The sequence below is a fragment of the Vibrio sp. CB1-5 genome, from assembly GCF_059412285.1.
Genome location: NZ_JBJHPB010000026.1, coordinates 61047 through 79044, shown reverse-complemented (window position 1 = coordinate 79044; position 17998 = coordinate 61047). Strand labels below are relative to the sequence as shown.

Here is a 17998-nt window from a genome sequence, read left to right as displayed (position 1 = left end):
TCAGTAAATCAGAGTTAAATGATTAAGTTGAGCTATGTTGCCGTAAGCTCACAACTATGGCGAAACTCGCTCTCCGTTTCCTGAGCCTGACGATAGATTTGCGCAATATTGTTGCGGCGTTGGTATTTGATCATAGTTTGTATGGAACGTCCCATGATGCCCGTGAAGGACGGCGTCGTTTCACTCCACTTCGCACCTAAACGTGAGTTACTGATCACCCATACTCGACTGCTGATATGAGTCTCTTCTTTAATTTCAAGTTGCTCAATCAGCCCTCGGGTATTGTCGACGGCTTCGGAGGTATCAAAGTAATCGGGCAGAAAAAACACCTGGGACACCACACCGCCATCAACGTGCATCTCGTCATAGTTAACGCCGTCAATATTTATCGAGATCAACACTGGATTAAATACACCGGGTATGGATGCCGAAGCGATAATGACATCCTGAAACAATTCGATGGCTTTATCGCTTTGATGCATAGCAATTTCCCCCATGTTCCAAATAACCGATCGCTGAGCATCTAGGTGGGTAGTTTTTACTAAAAACAATCGCCCTCGCAGATGTTGTTCTCTGACCTTTTCTAACACATCTTGATCTATAAACGCTCTTACCATCTGTTCAAACGGCGTTGTATCAATAAGAGAAGGGCTATGAGTGAGAGCCCATAAGCCTCTCTTGTTGTAAATGTCTTCATCTGATGTTTGGGTGTATAGGTCACGCAATGCCTCATCAAAATCTTGTCCCAAAAATGCATACAAACCGATAATCGCTCCAGTACTTATCCCTGTCACCAATCGATATTCCGGTCGCTGTCCACTGTCAGAGAGCCCGTTTAGTAAACCAGCACCATAAGCGCCTTCTGCACCACCACCAGAAATGCTCAAATGATCTATGGACTTTATTTGGTCCCCCATCTCATTCAAGAGGCTTTTGTCTAGCTGTGTATGGAGCGAATGCGCCTCCTGAGGCCCAATATCATAACTATGTGTTAAGTCCCCCCAAATACGAATACTGGGAGCAAAGGTCGCCTCGCCAATAATTGCCATCTCAGGTGTGAGCGCATTTCTTTGCATACTAGGCGCACAGGCCGTCAACAATGTGCAGCACCCAGCAATAAGAAGTAGTCTGAGTTTCATCAAAAACGTCTCCCCAAAGATACAAAGGCGGATTTACGTTGGCCAAACCCTGCTTCTGCTAATACATCCCAATCACGGTTGAGTGAATATTGAAAGCCTGCCAGTGCATTCCATTTTTGTTTGCTTCGCTGGCTGACCTCAAATCGTGTATCGTCGATTAAAAAGTTCATGTCACCCAAGTCCAACCCGAGTGCTTTAATATCTCCAGAGAGATGTTGCTGAACATCTTGATACATGGCACCGACAAACACTCTGAGTTCTCGTCCTCCTGTATATTGCCAGCGATATCCTACTCTTGGCGCAGCAACAAACGTCTTAATACTGCCATCAATAGCATCAATGTCGGTGTAGGTGTAATTCAAATCCAGTAGTGCAAACCAATTATTGATACCACCAACGACCGTAGTTCCAACGCCATAAGTAATACCACTCATATCCAGAGTGAACTTGGCATCTTCTGCAGGAATAGGAATACCGATTATGGAGATAGAGTCAATTTCTGCGGTACTTTGCGCTTGTGTATACCCCAAAATTCCATACACATTCATAAAAGGCAGCAACCAAACATCACCACGTAGAGTGACATTAGAGCCTTCAAACTGCGCTTGTTTCGCGTCAATATCAATGATATCGCCAATCCCACCTGCCAGATTGATGTTATCGATAATGACAGGGTTGCTTATGTCCATATAAGAAAGCGACAAGCCATAAGGCTTTGGTAGCGTGTAGCCACGCTGCGCCGCTTGCTCGCCCAAAATAGGGAAGATTGAATCCTGAGCAAAGCTGGTTGATGACAGCGTTAATGCCGTCATAAAAACGATGAACGGTTTCATATTGTTACCTTTCTGATATTTTTATGTAATACAAGAACGTCCTGATGGAGAATGTTACAACACTTGCAAAAATGTATTTATAATTAGAGCGTTAGCAATATCGATAAAGAAGCCACACACCAAAGGGACGATAATAAAGGCCTTATGAGCCGCTCCATATTGTTGTGTTACCGACGTCATATTAACGATGGCTGTGGCTGTTGAACCTAATGTGATCCCGCCAAAACCAGAACTGATAACCGCGGACTCGTAATCTTTCCCCATAAATCGGAAGACAACAAAAAGAGTGAAGAGAATCGACGCTGCAACTTGAAACAACATAACCGAGCCAATGAACAATATGGTGCTCTGTAGTTGCCAAAGCTGAAGCCCCATCAGTGCCATGGTCAAAAACATTCCTAGACAGATGTCAGAAATAAGAGTTTGGCCTAACTGAGCGTTCTCACTGACTTTCTTTCTAAGAACCAGAAGTTTAAAGTTACCAATTAAAATACCTGCAACCAGACAAGCTACAAACATTGGCAGTTGCAATCCCAGCTTACTAAGCCCTGCGTCAATAAAGTAACCCAGTATCAAGCTGAGGTTCAGCATCAACCATGCGTAGAGGTAACCATAATGATCGAGCTTGACGGTTTGGTTGTGGCAAATACCGATATCCAGTTGCGTATCACCTTGCGATTTAAGATGATGTTTTTTGATAAGATAGTTGGCAATCGGACCACCAATTAAACAGGCGAAAATCAACCCGAGAGTATTACTTGCCAGTCCAACTTCTGCGGCGCTATCTAGACCCATCTCATTAAAGGTCGGTGCCCAAGCCATCGTAGTGCCCACACCACCGATAAGTGAAATAGAGCCCGCCATCAGACCCAATACTGGCTCTAGGCCTAGCATGGTAGCAACGCTGACTCCAATACCATTCTGGATGGTGATATAGACAACGCTTAATGCAGTAAGAATTAATAGTGGCTTACCACCTTTAAGCAACGTTGAGAAATTTGCACTTAGACCAATACCAGCAAAGAAATAAAGCAACAACGCATCACGCATGCCTAAATCAAAACTAATTGTGGTATCAAAAAAGGCATAAATAACAGCGACAACAATGGCACATGCGAAGCCACCGATAACTGGCTCAGGTATGCTATACTTCCTTAATATTTCGTACTTTTTTGTCATTAACTTACCGACAAAAAGAAGAACAATGGCGAGAGTGAAAGCAAGGAAACCATCCACTTCAATAATATTCATTTTATTTACCTTGGTGTGTTTCTGTATTTTAAATAAGTAACTAAGAGAACTTAGCTGCCATCATGTAAAAGAACATTAAATAGAGTGAGAACATGAAAGCAACATGGACATATTTTTAATATTGTTAGTTTTCATAAATAAAAAACTTGGCTGATTGCCAATAGAAACAATGAGGCCTGAATAAATCAGGCCTCATTAACATTAGAATCCAAATGAGTATTTAACTAGCGATAGGTTATCACCATGTTCACGCTTATATTCATAAGCCAAGCTGTGATTATTCATAAAGGTGTAGCCTAAGCTCGCTTTGACATCCCAACCTCGTAGGCTTTCGTTCCCCTGATAGGTCTTTAGGTCGTTGTAGCTGTAGCTATATGTTGGTGCTACGCTAGCCCATAGACCTGAAGATGTGTTGTAGATTGCGTTCAACGTTAAATCACTGTAATACGCACGGTTTGACATTTCATTGTGGGTCATTGAGCCTACAGAAAGCTCAGGCAAGAATGAGAAACCAATGTTATTACCAAACATGTAGTGTACTGATAATTCAGTAGATTTCGCTGTCAAATTCTCATTCTTGTAGTTCTTGTCATGGTCATAAGCCAGTGTCCAGCCTAGACCTGTCTTGCTGATTGCGCTAAGAGAAATGTTGTGATTATCGAAGCTATCTTCTGTCGTGTACTTACCCAGTACAGACCAGTTTCGTGACATTTGAGTATCAAATTGAGCCGCTAGATACGCACCATCAGAACCATAACCAACAGAAGCACCAGTATAAAGCTCATAAGGGTTAGCAAAATTCACACGCTCTGATGCAATTGCAGAAGCAGACATTACGATAGAAGCGGCAATAATAGTTAATTTAGACTTTTTCATTTGTGTATCTCTTTTAAGTAAATATTGAATTTATGTTTTGTCTGATTCCCTTCAATGAGAATAAGTATACGGATTTTATTTTCTAGAGGAATGAATAAGAGCTATTCATATCTGCACTAAGAGAAACAATGGATAACTCCCGATATATTCACCGACCAAGATTAATAGGGTTTGTAAGTATCACTTACAATTAACTTATTATGGTCGTTAGAAAAGCAATCAAAAACGTCATCACAAGAGCTTTGGTTTAAAACATAAGAAGGTAATATTGCAGAATCAAAAAAGCCTGAGTACTTGACTCAGGCTTTTTTTGTAACTTAGCTCGTTTTTGGCTTACTTGGCTGCTTGATTCTAAAGAACAGCGCATAATTCAAAGGAATCACCAGCAATGTCAACGCCGTGGCGAACAACAAGCCGAACATAATCGTGACGGCCATACTCTTGAAAAACGGGTCTACAAGTAGAGGAGCAACACCCAATATCGTCGTGGCAGCGCCTAGGATAACCGGTCGAGCACGACTCATCGCTGCCGATATAATGGCCTCATAAGGTTGTGTGCCAGAGGCAATCTCCTTGTCAGCTTGATCGACCAGAACTATGGCATTTTTCACCATCATACCTATCAAGCTCAAGAAACCCAGTGTTGCCATAAACTCGAAAGGTGTCTGGAAGGTAACCAGTCCAATTGCCACACCACACACGGCTAAAGGTACCGTACACCAAATAACCAGAGCCTGACGAATACCGTTAAACATAAACACTACGGCTAAAACCATGGCTGTAAAACCGTAAGGTGCGGATATTTTGAGTCCTTCGTCTGCTTCTTTGGCATCTTTGTACTCACCGAACCATTCCAGTTCATACCCTACAGGTAATGGCATGTTTTCAATATCTGCACGAACCATTTCCATCGCTTCTGACGTTAGAATGCCAGTCGCAGGGTCTGCCTGTGCCATGATAGTTGGCACTCGGTCAATACGGCGCAGCATTGCGTCTTGCCATTCAACGCTTGAGCTTTCAACCAATTGTTCTACCTGAACAAACTGTCCAATCGCGCCACTAAAGACTTTAGTATTTTCAATCACACGATCATGGTGACGCTCTGATTCTGGAGAACGAACCACAATCGGGATCAGATCATTGCCTTCACGGTAGACACCAACATTGCGACCTGACAAAGTTTGTTGAATCGCTTGGTTTAGCTCTACAGTTGTCAAACCAAAACTCTGCACTTTTTCTGCTGAATAGACTGGCCTAATGACCGGCACTTGTTGACGCCAATCATCCTGAATCGCTACTAATGCCGGTGACTGCTCCATAATCGCTTTTGCTTGTTCAGCCAATTGTCTCAATACGTCACTGTCAGGACCTTTAAAAGCAACCTCGATTTTTTTACCACCGCCAGGGCCAAGCATAAACTTCCACGCATTAATTGAGGCGTCGGTATAACGTTCATTCAGTTCAATTTGTAGTTCAGCGACTAACGCCTCAATGACTTTATAGTCATCCACATCAACCAACATTTGTGCATAGCTTGAGTTTTGTGGCTCCGGAGAATACGTCAGCATAAAGCGAAGACCACCCGAACCGATGAAGCTTGTCGTGCCAGTGACATTAGATTTTTCCCATACGTCTTTTTCTATCTGGGCAACAATCTCATGCGTTCGCTCGATGTCCGTTCCTTGCGGCAGACGAATATCAATAGCAAACTGCTCTCTTTGTGATTCTGGCATAAAGCCCGGAGGCACGTAACTGAACGTAACCACACCAACAGCAAATAGACCAACAACAACGATTAAGCTCTTTTTCTGATTGTTTAATACCGCTTGTAGCACACGCTGATAGGCAGCACTGATCTTACTCGGCTTGGATACTTTATTCGCATTAACTTTTAAATAATCATGGCAAAGCATAGGCGTAACGGTTACCGCAAGAACCCAGCTTAGCATCATCGAGTACAGGATTACCCAGAACAGCGACCCTGCATACTCCCCCATATTCGATGGTGAAAGACCAATAGCGCTAAATGCACAGATACCAACGATCGTACCACCAAGTAGTGGCCACTTGGTTTCGTTCACAATATCAGCAACCACTTTATTGCGATCAGCGCTAGGATCTTTTTGTAGACGCGAAAGGACACCATCCGTAACTACAATTGCGTTATCAACCAGCATACCAAGAGCAATGATCAAGGCACCGAGTGAAATACGCTGCATCGCAATATCATCAATCAACATGATGATCAGCGTGCCCGCAACGGTCAGCACCAGAACAAAACCAATGACTAGACCGGTTCTAACCCCCATAAAGAGCAATAGAACAACAAATACAATGACAACGGCGGCAATCAGGTTATTAATAAATTCAGAAACAGAGTCACGCACTGAATCAGACTGAATCGAGATTTCATGCAGCTCGATTCCGAGAGGACGCTGGCTTTCTAGTTCCGCAATACGCGCCTTTACCGCATCGCCCATTTCAACGACGTTACCACCAGCAACATTAGAAATACCGAGACCAACAGCACGTTTGCCGTTATAGCGCATGAGCACTGATGCTGGCTCTTCGTAGCCACGAGTCACGCTGGCGATGTCCGACAACTTCATGAGCGTGTTGTTGTCACCAACGGCAATTTGGAGGTTTTTCAGTTGCTCGAATGAGCTGATGCTAGATACAGGCGTGATAGCGACACGCATCGTATTAGTGCTGATAGTGCCTGCGGTAGAAACCATGTTCTGACGTTCTAATACGTTATAAATTTGGTTGGCAGATACACCAAACTGCTCAAGGCGGTCGCTAGCAATCTCAACAAAAATGACTTCGTTTTTCTCTGCCAACGTTGCCGTTTTCGATACACCTGGTACCAAAGCCAACTCTCGGCGTAATGTATCTATATAGTCCTGTAACTGCTTATCGCTGTGACCTCGTCCAGTAACGGCATAGAACTGAGCGTACACATCGGCAAAATCATCATTGACGATTGGCGCTCCGCTACCAGGAGGCAGAGAACGCTCAGCATCACCGATTTTGCGTCTGACTTTATCCCATACCTGCTGCAACTCCGCTTCGTTGTTGGAGAACGCACGTTTGATCTCAACCGTAACTTCTGACATACCTTGTTTCGACACTGAAGTGATTTCCTTCACTTCTTGAAGAGACTGCAGAGCACCCTCTACAAGGTCAGTCACCTCATCCGAAACTTCTTGCGCCGTAGCACCTGGATAAGGCGTTACAATGAAGGCTTGGCGAATAACAAACTCTGGATCTTCAAATCGACCAAGCTTTAAATAGCTAATGTATCCACCGATAAGAGTAAGAGCGATCAATACCCAAACGCTCGTACGTTTGGCTATGGTGAAGTTTGCGATGTTCATTACTCTACCACCTCATCTGTCGTTGGCCTGACTTCTTGCCCTTCGGACAATCCCAGGGTGCCTGCTGTTATAACCTTCTCTCCTGCACTAAGTTTTGATAGGACTTCCACACGATCACCTGCTATGGAGCCCGTTTCAATCACGCGACGATGAATCGTATTATTACTGTCTACTACCCAAACGTATTGATTACCCAAGTTGTCCGGCGAAATGGCAGAAAGAGGAACGGTAAGCATGCCGTTTTCTTTTTCGGTTGGAACAGAGAATACTCGCACTGTCATACCCGGAAGCAGAGTCGCACCTTGCGTATCTTCAAACTTCAGCGTGACACCATACGTTCGCGCGGCTGGATCAGGTTCGGTTTCAAATGTCTTCACCGATAGTTCAAAGGTTTTACCTGGGAACAAAGGTGAGCTCCCTAGCACTTTTCGGGCACCGTTTGACTGCGCCATAATGCGCTCGGGAACCTGAATAACGACCTCTAGTTGAGCCAAATCATGGATGGAAACAATCGTTTCATTACCTTGAACCTGAGTATAATTATCCACCAGTTTACGACTAACCATGCCGTCAAATGGCGCTCTCAATGTCATGTCTTCTAGACGACGCTGAGCATCTTCCCACTTACTTTCTGATAGCTGATAACGAAGCTTAATTTCTTCTAACCGGCTCTTTGATATCGCTTGTTTACCGTTATAAAGTTGCAAAGCACGTTTGTATTCTGTACGTGTATTCGCCAACTCATTTTTTGCTGCAGTTACACTGATCTCTGCATCAACGGAATCCAGTTTTGCGATCACTTGCCCCTTTGAAACCCTATCTCCTTGGTTAACCAAAAGTTCATCAAGGCGACCTGAGGTGCGAAATGAGAGTTCTGCGCGGTTAGAAGACTGAACCACGCCATTAAAGTACAAGTCAGCTACAGCCTGAGCGGTAACAATTTCAGTGAAAGCTGGACGAATAACAGGGGCCGTTTGTTCCACGGCCTGTTCACTTTTGCATCCGGTGAGTAATACCGAAGCAGAAAGTCCAACTGTCACAAAAAGAGGTTTAGAATTAAAAAAGTCTGACAACATTGGGCGATTCACGGTTCTCTCCAAAATTTCTTTAAAATGTCGAATAAGATTTAGACGTTTCTGTCTGTTGGCTGGCAGTTTAAAGAATTCCTATCACCACGCTACGTTTAGCAGTTATTCATATTTGCAACTTGGCTTTTGCAGTATTGAATAACTCATATTCGTTCAATTTGTTGTAGTCGCTAAGTAGGCTAATAGTGGAAATTTGAGTACATAAAGAGGTAAAAAATGAGCAATAGGCATCCCCTATCGCAGCCCTACTATCAAGAATCCATCCATCTCAATGATCGGCCTTATGGCCTTCTAGACATTGGTGACGGATCGTGCAAGGTGATTCTTGTAACGGGAATAAATGAAGCTGACTACAGCAAAGGCACGAAACTTGGACGAAGAATTATAATCGATATTTCAGAGTCTTGGGGTTATGAGGGTCATCTCCTAGCCAAACAAGATCTTGAACAGTTAGCCGATGATCTTCGCCTACTATTGGACGTATTCTGGCTAGACTGTGTGGTATTCGATACAACACTTGATGGGCTAGATCTGTCTTTCATCGAAAATCGATTAACGGCTCACCATACTGGCGATACTTGATTGAGCTGAATTAGAAATGTAGAAGTACCCAGAAGCTGAGCCTCTACAGGTTCAGCTTTTTTTGTATAACATAAAGCCAACAAACGCCTTTATGTTATGTTAACGTTTAGGGTAGTCGCTCAGATATAGCAAGGATCGCCTCTGGTGTTGTTAAATTTAATGAACGCTCTGCCACTTCGTAGTCACTTTTTAAAAAAGATGATACTCATTGCTCTACCTATTGCATTGCAGAATGTACTTTATTCAAGCCGAGGACTGATCGATGTCATCATGCTTGGCCACCTGGGAGATATTGAGTTAGCCGCCATTGGTGTAGCCGCAAGGGCCATTTTTGTTACCACTATAATGATAGTTGGCACCACAACGGCAGGCGCGTTGATAACAGCGCAATATTGGGGAGCGAAGAATGAAAAAGGCGTGAGAGAAAACACGGCTCTGACCTGGGTTATATCCAGTATTTTAGGATTAATTTGCGCATCAATATTTCTATTATTCTCTACTCAGATAATGTCATTTGTGACTGAAGATAATTCTGTCGTTGACCTGGGGAAGTGGTATCTCTCTATTGCCGCACCAAGCATGTTAAGTGTGGCATTCATAACGACTATGCTGTTTAGCTTGAGAGCCATGCATAAACCTGGTGTTAGTACCTTTTTTAGTGCCGTAGGCTTAGGAATTTATATTTTCCTCAATTGGGTGTTCATTTTTGGTCGTATAGGTTTTCCTGAGCTCGGCTTTAAAGGAGCAGCTATTGCGACTCTGTTAAGCGGGATCGCAGAGTTCCTTTTACTTTATATGTTCATCTACAGTAAAAAGTATACGGTTGCTTTTAGCTATCAAGATATAGTTAATTGCTTTGAAGTCAAAAAACTAGCTAATTTCATAAAGATATCTGCCCCTACAACACTGAATTTTCTAGTTTGGGCTGCGGGTTTATTTGCCTGTCATGCCATCATGGGACAGACTGGTGTATTAGGGCTCGTTGCTCTATCTGTAGTGGCGCCAATAGAATCTTTTGCCCTCTCTGTCGTTATAGGGCTATCAAGTGCTGCTGGTGTTTTAATCGGCAACAACCTTGGGGCTAAAAAGTACAAGAGCAGTTGGATCTATGCCAAAAGCGCAATGGTACTCAATATAAGTTGCGCTACTATCGTCGCTCTGATGGTGTATCTATCTCAAAACATGCTGCTCTCAATGTTTCCCGCGCTGACCGAAGAATCGTTCGAGCTATCAAAAAATTTCATTTTTGTATTGTGCTTGGGGATTGTACTTCGCTCTATTCCTATGATGGCAATTACAGGTATTTTGCGCGCCGGAGGTGACGTCAGGTTTTGCCTTTACCAAGATATTATTGCGCAATGGCTAATCACGATACCGATATCCGCTCTCGCGGTTTATTATCTCAATATTGGGCCGTTATCGGTTTTCTTACTATTTTTGCTTGGAGAGCTCATAAAATGCATGAGCTCGCTTCTGAGGATACGAGGCAAGAAGTGGGTTCGAGGAATCACCCAATCTTAACTGAGACTTCACTGAGCTAAATGTCCATCAACAAACATCTAAGGCTGCAGTGAATCTGTCGGAAACCTCACCAGAACAACATCAATATACTGGTGCGGTTTCGTTAGATTAACACTACCTCTGTTCTCCTTTACCAAACCGATATACCAATCGACCTGTCGTTATGCTTTCACTTGCTTTTGCAGAAGGTCGACCAGAATGCCTCCATTCGGCTTGTAGAGCCCAGTTTGCATGAAGTGCGTAATGCAACCCTGCTCCAGCGTTTAGCTTGAACTGTTTGGTTTTAGTGTCCTCATTTTTCATGCTTTCACCAAAGCCAGCCGTCACAAATGGGCGTAGTTTGGAATCCGTATTAAAGTAATAGAGGCCATTCGCACTGTAGCTTTCGTAGGTCACAGATTGACGAGTGTTTCGGTCGTTCAGCGACGCTCGAGTATAAGTTAGATGTCCAGACAATGTTGGGCTGAAGTGTAAGCCCACAGTAAAGGAGGCGCCCATACCCGGCTCTAGCTCCCAATAGTCCGATGGCTCAACATAGCTAGCACCCGCAGAAACTCCGACAATGCTATAAGTCACTGGATCTTCACTACTTGTAGCATAATAACTCTTTCTAGTTCGCGAGGAGCCAGGAGTCGTATCGAGTGAGTACTGAACCTCAAACTTAAATTGACGCTCGGACACACCATTCGGCGTATTGACGTTTTGTACCCCGATGAATCCAGTACCCGCTTTTACAATTTCTCTTCCTGCTAAATGATTAACGCCACTTCCAAGACCATCAACTGGGTCAAGTAAGAACAGCGATATACTGCCTAGCGACTTTGAGCCCCAAACGCTACCGCCTGTCAATCGGATTTCCTGCTCTTTGTTGTAAGCCCACTCTCCGTATACCCAGCCTAGGATAGGTGTAACAAAAAGATCTTGAATAGATGGAACTTCTGCAAAGGCTTCAATGCCATACTCCCAATAGAACGTTGACATCATTGCAGAGTATACAAACGAGTCCCACTGTCGATAACCAGATTTTCGAGCAGCTTGATAATACACTCCTCCGAAGTAAGGGTGACCAATATAATTGATAGCCCAGTCGTCACGATCCCAAGTAGGACCGCTGCTGACGTTATCAACCCATTTACTAAACAGATCGCCCCCGCCTTTTTCCCAGTTTGTGATGGACTCTGGCATGAGAGCCAAAGCACCCGCCACACCCACGCCATAGGCAGCAATTGACTTGGTTTGCGACCAAAGCCTCGCGCCATCCTCACCGTTTTTCGGAGAGAACAAAGACACACGATAAGGATTACTGTAAACGTGGGTGGTGTCTGGAAGCTCTTCCCATGCGGTGTTGGACTTCTCTGGGTGGGCTCTGATAGTAAAATCTGAATTCTGATACTGTGAAGTCTCCGGAAGTTCAGTAAGTAACGTTTCCCAGTGATGAATCAGTTGGTGTTGCTGTTGGTCTATTTCTAGTGGCAGTGAGTTGGATAATACAGGAACGCTTAGTATCGCGGATATGGCAAGCATAGCTCGGATTGGAGTTTTCATTGTCGTATTTCTGCTTCTGATATATTGAATTTATGTCCATCCTTTGCGAGTTCTGAAATTTATGTTCCCTATATTTCGTATACATCAAGCGCTTCTCAATCGATGAGAGGTGATGTTTTGTTAGCAGTGAGTGTAAGGTCGTTATGGGAGCAAATGAACGTATATCAGAAATTCAAAATTGATGTATCAGAACACCAAACTGCCATTAAATGTGGAAGTGGTTTTCGAAATAAGTGGGATTCGAACGAGGAAGGAGCGAGAACCCTTTCTTTGAGCTCTCGCGCTAACGGCAATCTAATGATGTGTAGGTTGTACAATGGAATTAAAAAAGTCTTGCAGAGTTTGGTGTAGATATTGATTGACTGGGTGGCCGCGCTTAGATTGCAGATAACTGCCCGATATACTAAACCGCCTTAAATCTCTTGGTACGATCGGCAACGGGTAACATTCGAGCTGATCGCTATGTGAAAGCAGATAGCTGCTACTAAATTTAATCGCGTCAGAGTTCAGTAACTTCTCCACCACAATAGGTAAGCTATGGGTAACCAAACTTAGTTTGGGCTCGTACCCCTTGCTGGCGTAGACTTCATCAAAAGGATCACGTTTGCTTTTCTTTGCCTCATAGACCAATTTGACCAACGGAAGATGGTGAATATCTTCCCATGCTGTAGATTGACTTAGAATTGGGTGTCCTTTGCGAGCGACTAAACTAAGAGCTATTTCCGATAAATGGTGGACGTAGATGTCTTGAGGTAATGGCAGTAAAGAAAAGTGAATTACATAATCCAACTGTCTGTCTAACATGTGATGAAGGGAGTCTTCTTTCCAGTACACCAATCTTATCATTGCGCTTGGTAAAGCCTGATTCAGTGCTCGATACAGCCCGGGACCAAATATCTCGAGCAAACTATGCTCCACGGCAATCGATACGCTTCCGTCGTACCCTTTAGGGTCAAACTTCTGATAGGCTTCTAACACTTCGCTGAATGGCTTTAACATATTTTCAGCGGCTTTAGCTAACTTCTCCGCTAGCTCAGACGGCTCTACCCCGTGAGCTTTACGAATAAACAATTGATCGCCAAAAGCTTCTCTCAGTTTCGCCATACCGCGGCTGACACTGGTTTGAGATATGCCTAGGATTTCCGCTGCTTTTGAGGTATTGCGAGTTTCTACGACAACACGAAGTAGTTTGAGTAGATTAAGATCAAGCTCTTCCAACTTAGATTGCATGTGGTACCTTTATCCTAAAGAACGCGTTATCTTCATGATAGTACAGGAAAAGAAGCTAGATGAAGTAGTGCAGGTTATACGAAGTGTATTTTGTGCGTAGGTACGTATTTGTCTAGAAGGTTTGGCGAAATCCAGAGAACAGTAGAGCCAGCGCCTTGAGCGCTGGCTCTTTCTATTTTTACATAGTTTATCTTAAACTCGCGGTAAGTAATCCGCTTTACCCACCCACTTGTAGCTGGTTAGCTCTTCTAGACCCATAGGGCCGCGTGCGTGCAGTTTTTGAGTGGATACTGCAACTTCGGCACCAAGACCAAATTGAGCACCATCAGTGAAGCGTGTAGAGGCATTCACGTACACAGCGGCTGAACCAACAGAGTTAATGAATTTCTCTGAATTGACTAGGCTGTTGGTCATGATAGCGTCTGAGTGGCTGGCGTTATGAACGCGCATGTGGTCAATCGCCTCTTCAACATCAGCCACGACTTTCACGCCTAAAGTGAAACTTAGCCATTCGGTGTCGAAGTCACCTTCACCAGCATCACGCAAATCATCAAAACCAGCCAACATCGCTTTTGCTTTTGGCTCTGCGACCAGTGATACTTTACCTTTCAAGCGTTCGGCGATCATTGGTAGGAACTCAGCAGCAACTTTCTCATGCACAAGCAGAGTATCTAATGAGTTACATGCTGAAGGACGTTGAACCTTTGAGTTCTCAACCACATCCAAAGAGCGAGTAAGATCAGCGCTGTCATCCACAAAGATATGACTGATGCCAAAACCACCAATGATAACTGGGATGTTACTGTTCTCTTTACACATCTTGTGCAGACCTGCACCACCACGCGGGATGATCATATCTACGTAGTCATCCAGCTTAAGCAGCTGAGATACTAATTCACGATCTGGCTTCTCTATATACTGAACGGATGCCGCTGGCAGACCGGCTTTATCAAGCGCAGACTGAATCACTTTCACCAGCTCCATGTTAGAGAAGAACGTCTCTTTACCACCACGAAGAATACTGGCGTTGCCAGTTTTCAAGCACAGTGCTGCGATATCAATCGTCACGTTTGGACGCGCTTCATAAATCACGCCAACAACACCAAGTGGTACACGGCGGCGCGATAGGCTCATACCGTTTTCAAGCACTTTGCTGTCGATTTCACTGCCAACAGGATCAGACAGCGTGATAACGTTGCGAACGTCATCCGCAATGCCTTTCAGGCGTTGCTCGTTTAGCAATAGACGGTCAAGTAGCGCTTCTGTTAGACCGGCTTCGCGGCCAAGATCGATGTCTTTCGCGTTCGCTTTCAAAATAACGTCGGCGTTCGCTTCGAGCTCATCAGCGATGATTTGCAGTGCGCGATTCTTTTGCGCCGTTGACGCGGTCGCCAAAGCAAAGCTGGCTTGCTTCGCGTTTTGGCCTAGTTTAATCATGTCCATAACGGTTCCCTTTATTCTTAATCTTGAATGACGACCATATCGTCGCGATGAATCACTTCCGCACCATAATCATAGCCAAGCGTATCAGCAATTTCTTTACTGTGCTTACCTGCTATTTTGGACAGATCAGCATCGGAGTAGCCACAAATTCCTTTTGCAACTAAAGCTCCGTCATTGGTCGTCACACGAACCACTTCACCACGAGCGAAGCGGCCTGAAACTTTTATTACCCCTTTAGCAAGTAAGCTACTGCCCTTACCTATTACCGCATTCACTGCACCTGAATCGATAACAATGTTACCGGTTGCCGCAGGGCCTGCGAGTATCCAACGTTTACGATTTTCAAGCGCCTCAGGTAGAGGTAAGAAACGAGTGCCTTGAGGCTCATCAGATAGAGAGTCGAATACCACGTTTTCTGCACTACCCGCAGCAATAATGACTTCAATGCCTGCACGGCGTGCAATGTCTGCCGCTTGAAGCTTGGTTGCCATGCCACCGGTACCTAATGTCGTGCCGCTACCACCTGCGATTCTGCGAAGTGTCTCGTCAATCGTTGTGACTTCACGGATCAACTCGGCATTTGGGTCTTTACGAGGATCGGCTGTGAACAAACCGCGTTGGTCAGTAAGCAGCAACAGCTTATCAGCACCACACAAAATACCCACTAATGCCGATAGGTTGTCGTTGTCTCCAACCTTAATTTCACTGGTCGCTACCGCATCGTTTTCGTTCACGACTGGGATAATGTCGTGTTCAACCAAAGCATTGATAGTATCGCGCGCATTAAGAAAGCGCTCACGGTCTTCAAGATCGGCGCGCGTTAGCAACATTTGGCCGATTTTAAGCCCGTAAATAGCAAACAAAGACTCCCATACTTGAATAAGCTGGCTTTGACCAACGGCGGCTAAAAGCTGCTTACTCGCCATCGTTTTGGGAAGTTCGGGGTAGCCTAGGTGCTCGCGACCCGCGGCAATAGCACCTGAAGATACCATTACAACGGAGTGTCCAAGCTTTTTCAGCTCAGCACATTGTCTGACCAGCTCAACCATGTGCGCTTTATTTAGCGCAAGGGAACCACCTGTTAGGACGCTAGTACCTAACTTCACCACTACCGTTTTTTTGTCGGCAGTTTGACGAGTAATATCCAAAGTCATCTCTACTTGTTTGACGTGAAAAATTGAATAAGGAGTGATGTTTTAGCAATCAAACATCATTTGTACAAGTAAAAAAACGAAGCGCGGGGAAAAGAGGCACAAAAAAGGCTCCAAAGCTGCTCAAGGCAGGCTCTGGAGCCTAATGACAGGCGGTTATACAAACTCTACTGAGTCATCATGAATAGAGACAACCAGTTCGAATTTATCGTTGAGTGTCGCTTTCAATTTTTGATGAAACACCTCTTGGGTGCGATTTATCTCGTTAATAGCCGATTTTGGTGCCGATTCTAAAATCCACTCGCCGATTTGGTTGTAGCAACCAATTTGATACGTCGCCTCAAACTGCCCATCTACTAGGGCTAAATCGAGCCACCAGCCCCAAAACTCTCTATCTTCTGGAGACTTGGTATCATCCACGCACACCGAAAGGCAGTCAAAGTGATAGCTACCGTCTTTACTCAAGGTTTCTCGTAAATACGGACCAATAGCTTTAAACGCAGCAATTAAGCGATAGTGAGTAGGGGTTTTCGCCGTTTCTGACATAGGGAAACTCCGTTTCTATATGAAATAGGGATAAAACATAAATAGCGATAACAAATTGTGTTGAATTTATATTTTTATCATGCACTTGATTACACAATCATTTCACATAGTTCACTAAATTAGCACAAATGTCACTTTAAAAGTTCGTCCTCCAACCACTTGATGGCCATTTCGAGGGATTGCGCATATCCCTTTGCGATACCTTTCGCAGGGATCTCACGAGCTTTACCATATTGGCTAAACATCGCTAACAAGCGGTTATCGGATAGCGGTGACACTATATCCCCTTCCATACTCATCGCCAAAATAGGAACTTTGGTTCGGCGAGAGGATAAGAAGCCTTGAATTTTCAGCGACCAAGCCATCAGCTGTCCGGCAAGGCTATTGATATCTACTGCATCTTTCCCAAGACGCGACGCGAGCATATCAATGTACATTTTTGGCATTGACTGAATAATCTGCGGAGTCGCTAAGCAATGGTGAATGGGCGCACCTAACGTCACACATGCTTTAATTTTTTCTGGCTCAAGAAACGACAGGCGAGCCATGGCATTACCACCAAAACGAAAACCAAGCAAACCGACTCTAAAATGATCCACCCAAGGAATATGCGGAAGCTCACTCAATACGGCTTGGTGCAAACAAGAGGTGTCTTCCGTTAACGGCCAATGAGAGCTGTGGCCGATTGATGGCATATCGACCGTAAGCATGGCGATACCCGAAGGAGCCAAATAGTCCCTGAATAGGCGCCACATATCAGTCTGCAAAGAATCTAATCCAGCACTAACAATCACAACAGGCTGAGGTTTCTCAGTGCTTACTAAGTGAAGATTAGCGGCAATACGTCGATTCTGATACGGGATCTCAACTTGCTTAATGATGTGGCTGGTGTGTTTCGCGGCTTCGTTGTAGGCGTTGTTTGCCAGCACCTGAGCTTGCAGCGCTAGGTTGTCATTTTTAAGATGCGGGTAACCCGCAATACTAAAGCTCAGTGAGGCTTTAAACAGCTCTTCCGCTGCTGCGTCACCTTGCAAATCGTTGGCACGCTTTTGATGCATCATGCCATGCTTGGTCCACTCGTAGTTCCAGTTACCACCGTGATACCCCATGACAGTATCAAGCCACTCATCAACCGTTCTCGAGTGATCCGAAGAGGCAATTTTCGCCAGAACTGATTCTAGCTCAATCGGGTCCATGCCCTGCCAAACCCATTGCAGACGCAAGAGATTGCGATACCAAGAGGTTGGCTGCTTTGATTGACGTTCCTCAAGCACACGGATACTGCTTGGCATGTACCGGATAAGGTGAGAGGTTTCTTTGGCCTGCTTGTTTTTTTCAAACAAGGTTTCAGAGATGTTTTTGCTGACTTCTTCGGACATACGCGCACCTAGCATTACCTGTTAACAGCAACAATAT

The 17998-nt window shown here is 44.5% G+C and carries 14 protein-coding genes; 2 read left to right on the top strand and 12 right to left on the bottom strand.

Going from position 1 to position 17998, the window contains the following annotated elements:
- Positions 1-32: 32 nt before the first annotated feature.
- The 6 genes from ACJB0T_RS17175 to ACJB0T_RS17150 all read right to left on the bottom strand — a co-directional run bounded on the left by ACJB0T_RS17175 (position 33) and on the right by ACJB0T_RS17150 (position 8459).
- The gene (locus tag ACJB0T_RS17175; protein WP_479290966.1) at positions 33-1139 is read right to left on the bottom strand and encodes a patatin-like phospholipase family protein; all 1107 of its coding nucleotides are present in this window, start codon (positions 1137-1139) and stop codon (positions 33-35) included.
- Positions 1139-1972 (bottom strand): hypothetical protein, encoded by an 834-nt coding sequence (locus tag ACJB0T_RS17170; protein ID WP_479290968.1) that lies wholly within the window; start codon positions 1970-1972, stop codon positions 1139-1141. The genes ACJB0T_RS17175 and ACJB0T_RS17170 overlap by 1 nt, the downstream gene beginning before the upstream one ends.
- 54 nt (positions 1973-2026) lie before the next feature.
- A complete protein-coding gene (gene gltS, locus ACJB0T_RS17165) occupies positions 2027-3223 on the bottom strand; it encodes a sodium/glutamate symporter (protein WP_479290969.1) in 1197 nt (398 codons plus the stop codon).
- A 201-nt stretch (positions 3224-3424) separates the two neighbouring features.
- Positions 3425-4099, bottom strand: coding sequence for a hypothetical protein (locus ACJB0T_RS17160; RefSeq protein ID WP_479290971.1), 675 nt, complete (start codon positions 4097-4099; stop codon positions 3425-3427).
- A gap of 317 nt (positions 4100-4416) precedes the next feature.
- Complete coding sequence (locus ACJB0T_RS17155) at positions 4417-7476, bottom strand: efflux RND transporter permease subunit (protein ID WP_479290972.1); 3060 nt, start codon at positions 7474-7476, stop codon at positions 4417-4419.
- The gene (locus tag ACJB0T_RS17150) at positions 7476-8459 is read right to left on the bottom strand and encodes an efflux RND transporter periplasmic adaptor subunit (RefSeq protein WP_479290973.1); all 984 of its coding nucleotides are present in this window, start codon (positions 8457-8459) and stop codon (positions 7476-7478) included. Before ACJB0T_RS17150 ends, ACJB0T_RS17155 begins: the two co-directional genes overlap by 1 nt.
- 321 nt (positions 8460-8780) lie before the next feature.
- Between ACJB0T_RS17150 and ACJB0T_RS17145 the strand changes: the two genes are divergently transcribed.
- Together ACJB0T_RS17145 and ACJB0T_RS17140 are read left to right on the top strand one after the other, a co-directional pair.
- Positions 8781-9146 carry a hypothetical protein gene (locus tag ACJB0T_RS17145; protein ID WP_479290975.1) on the top strand — a complete coding sequence of 122 codons (366 nt, stop codon included), beginning with the start codon at positions 8781-8783 and terminating at the stop codon, positions 9144-9146.
- Between the two features lie 159 nt (positions 9147-9305).
- Entirely contained in the window at positions 9306-10667 is a 1362-nt protein-coding gene (locus ACJB0T_RS17140) for an MATE family efflux transporter (protein ID WP_479292300.1), read from the top strand.
- A 114-nt stretch (positions 10668-10781) separates the two neighbouring features.
- Here ACJB0T_RS17140 and ACJB0T_RS17135 read toward each other — a convergent pair whose 3' ends face one another.
- The 6 genes from ACJB0T_RS17135 to frsA form a co-directional block, all read right to left on the bottom strand.
- A complete protein-coding gene (locus tag ACJB0T_RS17135) occupies positions 10782-12212 on the bottom strand; it encodes a DUF3943 domain-containing protein (protein ID WP_479290977.1) in 1431 nt (476 codons plus the stop codon).
- 294 nt (positions 12213-12506) lie between these two features.
- Entirely contained in the window at positions 12507-13442 is a 936-nt protein-coding gene (locus ACJB0T_RS17130) for a LysR family transcriptional regulator (RefSeq protein WP_479290978.1), read from the bottom strand.
- A 192-nt stretch (positions 13443-13634) separates the two neighbouring features.
- Positions 13635-14885, bottom strand: coding sequence for a glutamate-5-semialdehyde dehydrogenase (locus ACJB0T_RS17125; protein ID WP_479290980.1), 1251 nt, complete (start codon positions 14883-14885; stop codon positions 13635-13637).
- Positions 14886-14902: 17 nt separating this feature from the next.
- Positions 14903-16039, bottom strand: coding sequence for a glutamate 5-kinase (gene proB / locus ACJB0T_RS17120; RefSeq protein ID WP_479290982.1), 1137 nt, complete (start codon positions 16037-16039; stop codon positions 14903-14905).
- Between the two features lie 153 nt (positions 16040-16192).
- Positions 16193-16582, bottom strand: a complete 390-nt coding sequence (crl, locus tag ACJB0T_RS17115; protein ID WP_479290984.1) for a sigma factor-binding protein Crl — start codon at positions 16580-16582, stop codon at positions 16193-16195.
- 131 nt (positions 16583-16713) lie between these two features.
- On the bottom strand, positions 16714-17961 hold the full coding sequence (frsA, locus tag ACJB0T_RS17110; RefSeq protein WP_479290986.1) for an esterase FrsA: 1248 nt from the start codon (positions 17959-17961) through the stop codon (positions 16714-16716).
- Between the last annotated feature and the right edge of the window lie 37 nt (positions 17962-17998).